Here is a 9660-nt window from a genome sequence, read left to right as displayed (position 1 = left end):
CCCCCCCCCCCCCCTTTTTTTTTTCAAGGACAAGACGTCATACGAGATCTTTTACGGTATCGTGGGCTCGGATATGTGTTTTAGAGACAGTTTAAACTGTATTTTATTATCGTGAAAATAAGGAGATATATATGAAGAAACTTATTTATATAATGTGTATTATATTAATAATTTCAGTGGTTTCAATAACATTGATAGGAGGATCTCTGGAAAAAAAAGTTCAGCAAACTGAGAGCAATGATTATAAAAATAGTTTGGTATATAATTTAGGTGAATCGCCTAAAAATTTAATAATGCTTGATTCTGATAATATAAGGCAAAAGGATATACTTGCAAATACATTTGAGGGTCTGGTGAGTAGTGATGAAGATGGGAAAATAATTCCCGGTATAGCGGAAAATTGGAGTGTAGATGAAAGTGGAACCAGCTATACTTTTAAGATAAGGAAAAATGCTAAATGGAGCAATGGATCTAATATTACCGCCTATGATTTTGTGGACTTTTTTTCTAATATACTAAGCAAGGACATGGACAATATATATGCCCAGCAGCTGAATTGTGTATTTGGAGCAGAAGAATACAGGCAGGGTAAATGTGATTTTGGAAATGTTGCCATAAATGCTCTAAATGACAGAACGTTATGCATAAGGCTAAATTATCCCTGTAACTATCTCCTGAATATACTTGCACAGCCTATATACTCTCTTAGAAATATTGATTATAAACTCGTAGATTGGAAAAAGGATTATAAATCCATATTGTATTCGGGAAGTTTTGTCATAGACAGCATATCTCAGAATGGTGATATTACTTTAAAGAAAAATACCTATTATTGGAATAGATCACAGGTGAAAAGCAGCAAGGTAATACTTACGTTTTTAAAAACCAGTGAAAATGCATTGGCAGCTTTTGAAGAAGATAGGGTAAATATATTTACTAATCCCCCACTGGGAGAAATAAAAAATATAAAAAATAAAGTAAATTACATGACTTCACCTAATTTAAGCGGTAAAGGCATAGCTTTCAATATGAAAAAAGAAAATGTAGTAAATGACGTCAAATTTAGAAATTTTGTATCCATGGCTGTTGATAGAGAAAATATAGTAGAAAACATACTGTGTAATACTGCTGTTACAGCTAACTCCTATGTACCGAATTATGTAAGTAATGGATTGAACGGTAAATTTATGAATAAAATATTTTTTCAGGATAAGTCACAGGGGGAAAATGCTGCAGATATGATTAAAGGTTTGAATTATGGTGAAAATGAATCCCTCAAATTAATATATGTGGATAGTGTGGAAAATAAAAAAGTATGTGAGGACATAGCTGAGCGTATTGAGAAGATCTCTGGAATAGCAGTAAATTGTCAGGGATATGAATTGTCTAAATTCAAAGAGCAGTTGAGGGAGGGGCATTATGATATGGCAGAAATAGACTATGCAGGAGACTATGATTATCCACTTGCATTTTTAAATATGTGGAATTCCTCCCGGGCTTATAATTTATACGGATATAGAAATTTGCAGATTGACAGTAAATTGATGAATTCGTCCTTTAAAAAGGATGGAAATCAAAAAATAGAGATATTTAGAGATATCGAGAATGACTTAGCACGGGATATGCCTATGGTACCTTTATATTTTGAAAATACGGTTATTGTCTCAAAAACTTATGTTTCGGGTGTCTATGCGAATATAATGGGAAATATAAAGCTGGATAGGGCCTATCTGAATTATTAAAGGTCAGATAAAAAGGGATTGTCTTAAAATTTTTTAAAACAATCCTTCAAGTTTTTATCCTTGTGAATTTAAGGGGAAAGACCTTTATCTTTTATCTGATTCTTTGGAGAAAAGTATATACAGTTTGTTTTTGGAGATGAAAGATCTGTAATTGCAGTAATATGATTTAAAGTACATTTCCCGTTTTTCTCATGTATGCATCTTTCAGAACAGTTAATATCCATCATTGCCTATCACCTTCCTTATAAAGAACCAGATTGATTTTTATGTTTAGCTGTAAAATGCTTGTACTGGAGTGATATTATTATATCCTAAAGATAAAAAATTTATCCTTGGAAAGAGATTGGAATTTTGGGGTTTAAAAAATGCAGTACAATGAAAAATATAAACATATTTTTATATGTGTCAAAAGAAACTTTTACAGATTTAAATTTTTTCTTTTTCATGCTGTAAGTTACATACTTACAAAAAACTGGTGCTATTTCACAGGATTCAGGAGAGGGAATTGAGGATGTCCTGAAATTTTGTTCCTCTATTAGATCTTCTGATCTAAGAGAAAAATTCCTATATCGCTCTACATTGTTTAAATCGGGAGCTTCAGGCCAGCTTAAGATCATACCTGAATCTATAAGTTGACGTTTGAATATATCCAATACTATTAAATTGTTTTTATCTCTATTTTTGTACACTTCTACATTTATCAGAAAAGCCATTAGATACAGCATGACTTCCAGACAGGTAAATTCTACATTCTTTTTAGAAGTATCCTTTATAAACAATCCTTTTTCTGAATCATAAAGTTTTAAAAGTTTTTCAAGTATAAAATTTGCATTTTCTTTATATTTTATAAAATTCGTATGCTTATATATCATAATAAAATTTATATAGTTTAAGGAATCATTTTCAACGTCTGTTTCTTTTGCCATGCCGGACTGAGAATTTGCATGGTAAAATTTTTCAAAAATAAGCTCCGATATGTCAAGTATCAGATCTTTGCATTTGTTATCTTTGGAATACTCGTAGAATATATTTAATGCAAAGCACAATCTTGTAAGCTCTTCAAAAGACAATTCATACAGATCATTTTTTGAATCAATAAGCATATTTAAAATATCAAAGGAAAAATTTTTAAAATCTTCTTTTCCCTCACCATCCATCAAAGTACTGCATCTATAGTATGCAGCCATTAATAGAGCTTGAGATGAAAATTTGAATTTCTTGTATTTGTCTACAAATTTAATTTCTCCTGGATTTGCTCCACTTTCACATTTTTTATCAATAAATACGCCTTCACTGTTTCTAAAATAAGATGCGTAAAACTCTAGTTGTTTTTTACTCAGGGCAATATAGAATTTTCCTAAATTGTATTTATTCTTATCTATGTTATGAAAAGAATTATAGTAATCTGAAAGTTCCATCAAGCATAATGTCATAAATGCATTGCTGTCTATGTTTATTTCTTTTTTAAATTTGTCATCGTTCCAGCATAACCTGTCATTTATATTTATGAGAACAGGATTTGCTTTTCTATAAATACATAAAAGTGGAGAAACATTTTTAAATGTGTTAATATCAAAATTGGATGTATTTTTTGAGATAATTCCTTTGACTGAAGTGAGAACTCCACATTTTGAGTGTAGTACAATGTCTCTTAAAGATTCTTTTGAAAAATAAAACAGCTGCTGCTTCACATTACTGGGTTTTATTTTATTGATTTTTAAGAAAGGTCCTATATATTTCAAAATATTTACACCTACCATAAATTAATCCCTATATAGATAATATGAAACAGGATGCAAAATGGTGCTTATTTATTTTAGAAAGGAAGGAAAGTTTTATGGAAATTGGAAAATTGGATTGGAATGACTTAAAGGAGATAATAGATAAAAATAGGGCAGTTAAGAGAGAAGATGTTAGGATAAGGGGTGATATAGGTGAGGACTGCAGTGTTATAAATTTTGGAGATAAAGAATGCGTTGTTTCTACAGATCCTATTACTGGTGCTGATCTGAATAGCGGTAGGCTTGCAGTACATATAAATTGCAATGATATAGCATCCTGTGGTGTAGAGCCAGTGGGAATTTTAGTTACAATTCTAGCTCCTGAGAATTCATGCCTGGAGGATATAAATAAAATTATGGAAGAAGTAAGTGAGGAGGCAGGAAAGCTAAATGTGGAAATATTAGGCGGTCATACAGAAGTGACTAAAGCTGTAAATAGGATGGTTATTTCCTGTACTGCTATAGGAAAGGGAGAAAAAGATAAAGCTGTGGCTACTTCAGGGGCAAAGAAAGATGATGATATAGTAGTGACAAAATATTTGTGCCTGGAAGGAACTAGTATTATAGTGAATGATTTTGAGGAAAAACTCAAAGACATACTTACAACGGAGGAAATAGAGAAAGCAAAGGGTTATATAAAGCATATAAGTGTAGTTAAAGAAGGTGTATTGTCCGGCAAATTTGGAGTGAATTCTATGCATGACGTAACTGAAGGAGGGCTTTTGGGAGCGCTTTGGGAAGTTGCTAAGGCAAGTAAAGTTGGATTTAAAGTGTATGATGATAGGATACCACTTACTGAAATAACGATGAAAATATGCAGAAAATATTCTGTAGATCCTTTGAGATTTGTATCTTCAGGTAGTATGCTCATTACTACTGAAGATGGAAAAGGATTGGTACATATGTTGAAAAGCAATGGAATTAAAGCCAGTATCATAGGGAAAGTTACTGAGGAATCATATAAACTGGTTTGCAGTGGAAAAGAGAAGAAGATAACACCTCCAAAAAGTGATGAATTGTTTATATTGGAGGAAAAATTGAAATAATTGATGTATAATTGATTTGATAAGATACAGTTTTGGTTTTGGAGGTAAAAAATGCGAATTGATGGTAGAAAATGTGATCAAATTAGGCCTATAAAAATAACGAGAAATTATACGAAATATGCAGAAGGATCTGTGCTTATGGAAACTGGGGATACGAAGGTAATATGTACTGCATCTATAGAGGATAAAGTTCCACCATTTTTGAAAGGAAAAGGTGAAGGTTGGATTACCTGTGAATACAATATGCTTCCCAGAGCTACTCAGGTCAGAAAAGTGAGGGATATAACCAAAGGGAGAATTGATGGAAGGACCATGGAAATACAGAGACTTATCGGCAGGGCACTCAGATCTGTAGTGGATTTAAAAGCCATAGGGGAGAAAACCATATGGATTGATTGTGATGTAATTCAGGCAGATGGTGGTACTAGAACAGCCTCTATATCTGGAGCATTTGTGTCATTGGTGGATGCTGTGAATGTGCTCCACAAAAGATCACCTTTTAAAATATATCCAATAAGAGATTTTGTAAGTGCCATAAGTGTGGGAATTGTAGATAATGAAAGAATGTTGGATTTGTGTTATATAGAGGATTCAAGAGCTAAAGTAGATATGAATATAGTGATGACAGATTCAGATGAAATTGTGGAGATACAGGGTACAGGAGAACAGAGCCCGTTTACAAAGGAGGACTTGAGAGAACTTATGATTCTGGGAGAAAAAGGAATAAAAAGTATGGTTCATGCCCAGAAAAACAGCCTGAAGATGGATTCACTGTGGATAGGGACAGGTGGCAAATAGTGAAAAAATTAGTGGTAGCCAGCAATAATTATAATAAAATAAGGGAGATTAAACAGATACTTGCCCAATACCCCCTGGAGATTTTATCTATGGGGGAAATTGGAGTGAATATAGATATCGATGAGAATGGAACTACATTCCTGGAGAATGCCTATAAGAAAGCCAAAACGGTATATGATTTTCTTGGACGAAAGTTTATGGTATTAGCAGATGATTCGGGTCTTATAGTAAAAGGATTAAACGGAGAACCAGGAGTGCATTCTGCAAGATTTGCAGGCGAACATGGGAATGATAAAAAAAATAATGAGAAACTCTTAAAACTTTTGGAGAATAAAAATAGAGAGAGTAGAAATGCAAGATTTTTGTGTACTATGGTATTGATATTGGGAGTTGATGAGGTACTTGAAGTACAGGGAGAAATAGAGGGTATAATATGTGAAGAAGAAAGGGGAAATAACAGATTTGGCTATGATCCCCTGTTTTATGTACCGGAATACAATATGACTTTTGGAGAAATGTCTGCTGAATTGAAGAACTCCATAAGTCATAGGGCGAGAGCCCTAAAAAAACTGAAAATTGAGATGGGAAAATATATTGAGAAGAAGGTATGAGATTTGCATATAGGAGTAATAAGTGATACCCACAGGGATAGAAAGTTTGTGGACAGAGTTAAAAGTATTTTTTCCGGCATGGATACAATTATTCATTTGGGGGATAATGTTCAGGATGTTTTGCAGATTGAAAAGTTTTATAGAGGACCCATTATCAATGTAAAGGGAAATTGTGATTTTTCTGTAAGTGTTCCCAGCGAAAGAGTTGAAGTCATAGGAGGCAAGAAATTTTTTATAACTCATGGTCACAGATATGATGTTAAATATGATCTTTCCAGACTAAAATATAAAGCTTTAGAGGAAGAAGCCGATGTAGTTTTATTTGGACATTCGCATGTGTCCAAGATAATTTATGAAAATGGAATATGGTTTATAAATCCAGGAAGTCCATCTGTTCCTAGAGATGGGTTTAACAGTGTGGCAGTGATAGAACTTAGTGATAAAATTATAAATCCCCAAATAAGGGGAGTATGAATAAAACAAAAAAATCTCAAATTGGGTATTGACGAATCCATATATATCGTGTAGAATAATTTATGTTGTCAAGAGTTTGAAAAAACTTCTAGTATGAATAAAGCCAATATTTTATGTCGGGGTGTGGCGCAGATGGGAGCGCGCGTGGTTTGGGACCATGAGGTCGCAGGTTCAATCCCTGTCACCCCGACCATTTGATTTCATGAAATTTTATGACAGGGATATTATCACTTAATATTAAACAATTATGCGGGTGTAACTCAATGGTAGAGTGCTAGCCTTCCAAGCTAGTTATGAGAGTTCGATTCTCTTCACCCGCTCCAAGCGTGCGTCTTTAGCTCAGTTGGATAGAGCAACGGCCTTCTAAGCCGTGGGCCGGGGGTTCGAATCCCTTAAGACGCACCAATATGCGCCATTAGCTCAGTTGGTAGAGCATCTGACTCTTAATCAGGTTGCCCGGGGTTCGAGTCCCCGATGGCGCACCAGAATATGGTGGACGTAGTTCAGCTGGTAGAGCGCCAGATTGTGGTTCTGGTTGTCGTGGGTTCGAATCCCATCGTTCACCCCAGTGTTGGGATGTAGCCAAGTGGTAAGGCAGTGGACTTTGACTCCATCATTCGTAGGTTCAAATCCTGCCATCCCAGCCATTTAATGGTTTACTAGCTCAGTTGGTAGAGCACATGACTTTTAATCATGGTGTCCGGGGTTCGATTCCCCGGTAAGCCACCATATGTTTATAATGATTTCTAATTTCATACATGCAGGTGTGGCGGAATTGGCAGACGCACTAGACTTAGGATCTAGCGCCTATGGCGTGGGGGTTCAAATCCCTTCACCTGCACCAAAATTATAGATAGGGAATTTGTTATTGTGCGGGAGTGGCTCAGTGGTAGAGCGTCACCTTGCCAAGGTGAACGTCGCGGGTTCAAATCCCGTCTTCCGCTCCAAGGGTGAAATAAAATTTATGGATTTGCGGGTGTAACTCAATGGTAGAGTGCTAGCCTTCCAAGCTAGTTATGAGAGTTCGATTCTCTTCACCCGCTCCAGCAATACGCGTCTTTAGCTCAGTTGGATAGAGCAACGGCCTTCTAAGCCGTGGGCCGGGGGTTCGAATCCCTTAAGACGCACCAATATGCGCCATTAGCTCAGTTGGTAGAGCATCTGACTCTTAATCAGGTTGCCCGGGGTTCGAGTCCCCGATGGCGCACCATGTAAATAGCGGGGTGTGGCGCAGATGGTAGCGCGCGTGGTTAGGGATCATGAGGTCGCAGGTTCAAGCCCTGTCACCCCGACCATTTAGGATTAATGGGGAATTTAAAAATCCCTAGTGAGCTCATATATTTGTGTGATTGCTTAGCAATGGATTTGCGGGTGTAACTCAATGGTAGAGTGCTAGCCTTCCAAGCTAGTTATGAGAGTTCGATTCTCTTCACCCGCTCCATTTGTATTTTTAAAATAAGTGCAGTTTGCACCCATAGCTCAGCTGGATAGAGTGATGGACTTCGAATCCAGAGGCCGGGAGTTCGAATCTCCCTGGGTGCACCATTAAGTATTGATAACACTATATTCTAGTGTTTTTTATTTTGCCTAAAAATGAAATTTGCCCTCTTTTTGCCCCTTATAGATTTTCAAAAATAAAAAGGAACTATTTTATTCCCATAAATTTATACAGATCATTCAATTCCTTAGTTTATTGTGGTTACTATCAAATAATATAAAGTACCTACACATCTAAAGTATTAAAATCAATTTCTAAATCATCATATATCCCAACTTTTATTTTATCCGTAAATGAATAAGCTTTAGGAGCTCCATAATGCATGGTATCGTCAAGTTTGTATATCAATATACTTTTATCCATAGGATTTACTATCCAGTATTCACATACTCTAAAATGTTCATATAGGCCTAATTTACGTACATAGTCATTAGATTGATTAGAGGGTGATACTATCTCAATAATTAAGTCTGGTGTACCTATGCAACCTTTATCGGATAGTTTATTTTTATCACATATCGCGGATATATCAGGCTGGACAATATTTTTACAGTTATCAAGGTTTTCATCATCAGTGAGAAATACGTCAAAGGGTGCTATATCCACTTCACATGGCCCATTATTGGATTTCATATAATTGTTAAAGATGGTTGATATCTCTACAATTAACCTCTGATGTATTCTTGATGGTGCAGGTGACATATCGTATATAGTACCTTCTATAAGCTCTATTCTGGCACCTTCAGGGTAGTTCATATAGTCAGAGTAGGTATAAGTCTTATTTTTAGATGTATTATCCATAATTTTTATCTTCTTTCAATAAATTTTCAGTCACCCTCAAAGTGAGGGGGTACTGATAGAAAACTCGGTTCGTGATTACCCCGAATTGATATATAAATATAACTTAGTATGATTTTTACAAGCTCTCATTTGAAATGCAACCTTTAGTTTGCGGATTTTTAATCCGTAAATCTGCTCCTGTTTAAGGGGGTAATATACATTAAAAATCAATCTGTATTATCTTTACTTTTATCATCATTAGAATTGTTTGATTTAATATTGCCATAATGTCTTAATCTATTGAGAGTGACATCTTTAATTAAGCCTGAAATATCTAGTAGAGCATCGGTATTGATTATTTTGGATAAATCATATTTGTTTATAGTGTAATTTTCATTAACATACTCAATAACTGAATACATAGTATTAACTTCTTTTTTTGCAGTTTCTTTAGCCATTGATTTAATATATTCAGTTTGGTTTTCATCTCCTATTAATTCAGCAGTGGTTACTTCAAGAACTTTAGCTATTTTATCTATTATTTCTATATTTGGTTTTCTATCTCCACGTTCATAATTTCCAATTCCCTGCTCTGAAAGGCCAACTTTATTCCCCAGTTCTTTCATTGTTAGACCTTTAATTTTTCTTATTTTTCTTATGGACTCTCCAATATTCAAATAATATCACCTCTATTTTAATTATAATCAATATATAGTAAAAGTAAACAAAATGTTTAGAAATTTTTAAAATGCAGTTGACATTAAACAAAAAGGGGTGTAATTATGAATTGATTAAAATAAATCATATTAATTTTATTTATTAAAGACTAAGGCTGAAATATCAATGGTTTATAAAGTGATAAATTGTTAAATCTCTCTCTTATAAACATCTGACGCTGCCGACCAAGATAGAAGTGTAGATCTCGTTGGT

General features: G+C 34.6%; 9 protein-coding genes and 15 tRNA genes. 20 read left to right on the top strand and 4 right to left on the bottom strand.

Annotated features, from left to right (window positions below; translation table 11 throughout):
• Positions 1-131 precede the first annotated feature (131 nt).
• The gene (locus tag J5G60_RS13500; RefSeq protein ID WP_150358623.1) at positions 132-1742 is read left to right on the top strand and encodes a peptide ABC transporter substrate-binding protein; all 1611 of its coding nucleotides are present in this window, start codon (positions 132-134) and stop codon (positions 1740-1742) included.
• Positions 1743-1810: 68 nt separating this feature from the next.
• On the opposite strand, the gene J5G60_RS13495 is transcribed toward J5G60_RS13500, so the two are convergent.
• Together J5G60_RS13495 and J5G60_RS13490 are read right to left on the bottom strand one after the other, a co-directional pair.
• Positions 1811-1969 carry a hydroxymyristoyl-ACP dehydratase gene (locus J5G60_RS13495; protein WP_150358622.1) on the bottom strand — a complete coding sequence of 53 codons (159 nt, stop codon included), beginning with the start codon at positions 1967-1969 and terminating at the stop codon, positions 1811-1813.
• A 99-nt stretch (positions 1970-2068) separates the two neighbouring features.
• The gene (locus tag J5G60_RS13490; RefSeq protein ID WP_150358621.1) at positions 2069-3484 is read right to left on the bottom strand and encodes a hypothetical protein; all 1416 of its coding nucleotides are present in this window, start codon (positions 3482-3484) and stop codon (positions 2069-2071) included.
• A gap of 95 nt (positions 3485-3579) precedes the next feature.
• Between J5G60_RS13490 and J5G60_RS13485 the strand changes: the two genes are divergently transcribed.
• The 19 genes from J5G60_RS13485 (at position 3580) to J5G60_RS13395 (ending at position 7997) form a co-directional block, all read left to right on the top strand.
• Entirely contained in the window at positions 3580-4569 is a 990-nt protein-coding gene (locus tag J5G60_RS13485) for an AIR synthase family protein (protein WP_150358620.1), read from the top strand.
• Between the two features lie 51 nt (positions 4570-4620).
• Positions 4621-5367, top strand: coding sequence for a ribonuclease PH (rph, locus tag J5G60_RS13480; protein WP_150358619.1), 747 nt, complete (start codon positions 4621-4623; stop codon positions 5365-5367).
• Positions 5364-5978, top strand: a complete 615-nt coding sequence (locus J5G60_RS13475; protein ID WP_190972262.1) for an XTP/dITP diphosphatase — start codon at positions 5364-5366, stop codon at positions 5976-5978. Before rph ends, J5G60_RS13475 begins: the two co-directional genes overlap by 4 nt.
• A gap of 3 nt (positions 5979-5981) precedes the next feature.
• A complete protein-coding gene (locus J5G60_RS13470) occupies positions 5982-6452 on the top strand; it encodes a metallophosphoesterase (RefSeq protein ID WP_150358617.1) in 471 nt (156 codons plus the stop codon).
• A 117-nt stretch (positions 6453-6569) separates the two neighbouring features.
• A tRNA-Pro gene (locus J5G60_RS13465) sits at positions 6570-6645 on the top strand.
• A gap of 56 nt (positions 6646-6701) precedes the next feature.
• Positions 6702-6775, top strand: a tRNA-Gly gene (locus J5G60_RS13460).
• A 5-nt stretch (positions 6776-6780) separates the two neighbouring features.
• Positions 6781-6857 (top strand) — tRNA-Arg (locus tag J5G60_RS13455).
• 4 nt (positions 6858-6861) lie between these two features.
• Positions 6862-6937 (top strand) — tRNA-Lys (locus J5G60_RS13450).
• A gap of 7 nt (positions 6938-6944) precedes the next feature.
• A tRNA-His gene (locus J5G60_RS13445) sits at positions 6945-7020 on the top strand.
• Between the two features lie 4 nt (positions 7021-7024).
• Positions 7025-7099 (top strand) — tRNA-Gln (locus J5G60_RS13440).
• A gap of 6 nt (positions 7100-7105) precedes the next feature.
• A tRNA-Lys gene (locus J5G60_RS13435) sits at positions 7106-7181 on the top strand.
• Positions 7182-7212: 31 nt separating this feature from the next.
• Positions 7213-7296, top strand: a tRNA-Leu gene (locus J5G60_RS13430).
• Positions 7297-7324: 28 nt separating this feature from the next.
• Positions 7325-7399: transfer RNA gene (locus J5G60_RS13425), tRNA-Gly, on the top strand.
• 25 nt (positions 7400-7424) lie between these two features.
• Positions 7425-7498, top strand: a tRNA-Gly gene (locus J5G60_RS13420).
• Between the two features lie 7 nt (positions 7499-7505).
• A tRNA-Arg gene (locus J5G60_RS13415) sits at positions 7506-7582 on the top strand.
• A 4-nt stretch (positions 7583-7586) separates the two neighbouring features.
• A tRNA-Lys gene (locus J5G60_RS13410) sits at positions 7587-7662 on the top strand.
• A 9-nt stretch (positions 7663-7671) separates the two neighbouring features.
• Positions 7672-7747 (top strand) — tRNA-Pro (locus J5G60_RS13405).
• Between the two features lie 72 nt (positions 7748-7819).
• Positions 7820-7893 (top strand) — tRNA-Gly (locus J5G60_RS13400).
• A gap of 27 nt (positions 7894-7920) precedes the next feature.
• Positions 7921-7997, top strand: a tRNA-Arg gene (locus tag J5G60_RS13395).
• A 178-nt stretch (positions 7998-8175) separates the two neighbouring features.
• Here J5G60_RS13395 and J5G60_RS13390 read toward each other — a convergent pair.
• Positions 8176-8751 carry a Uma2 family endonuclease gene (locus J5G60_RS13390; RefSeq protein ID WP_150358616.1) on the bottom strand — a complete coding sequence of 192 codons (576 nt, stop codon included), beginning with the start codon at positions 8749-8751 and terminating at the stop codon, positions 8176-8178.
• Between the two features lie 206 nt (positions 8752-8957).
• A complete protein-coding gene (locus J5G60_RS13385; protein WP_150358615.1) occupies positions 8958-9407 on the bottom strand; it encodes a helix-turn-helix domain-containing protein in 450 nt (149 codons plus the stop codon).
• Between the last annotated feature and the right edge of the window lie 253 nt (positions 9408-9660).

This window comes from Clostridium sp. HV4-5-A1G, assembly GCF_900184915.1.
Lineage (GTDB): Bacteria > Bacillota > Clostridia > Clostridiales > Clostridiaceae > Clostridium_B > Clostridium_B aromativorans.
This window is presented reverse-complemented; position numbering and strand designations above follow the sequence as displayed.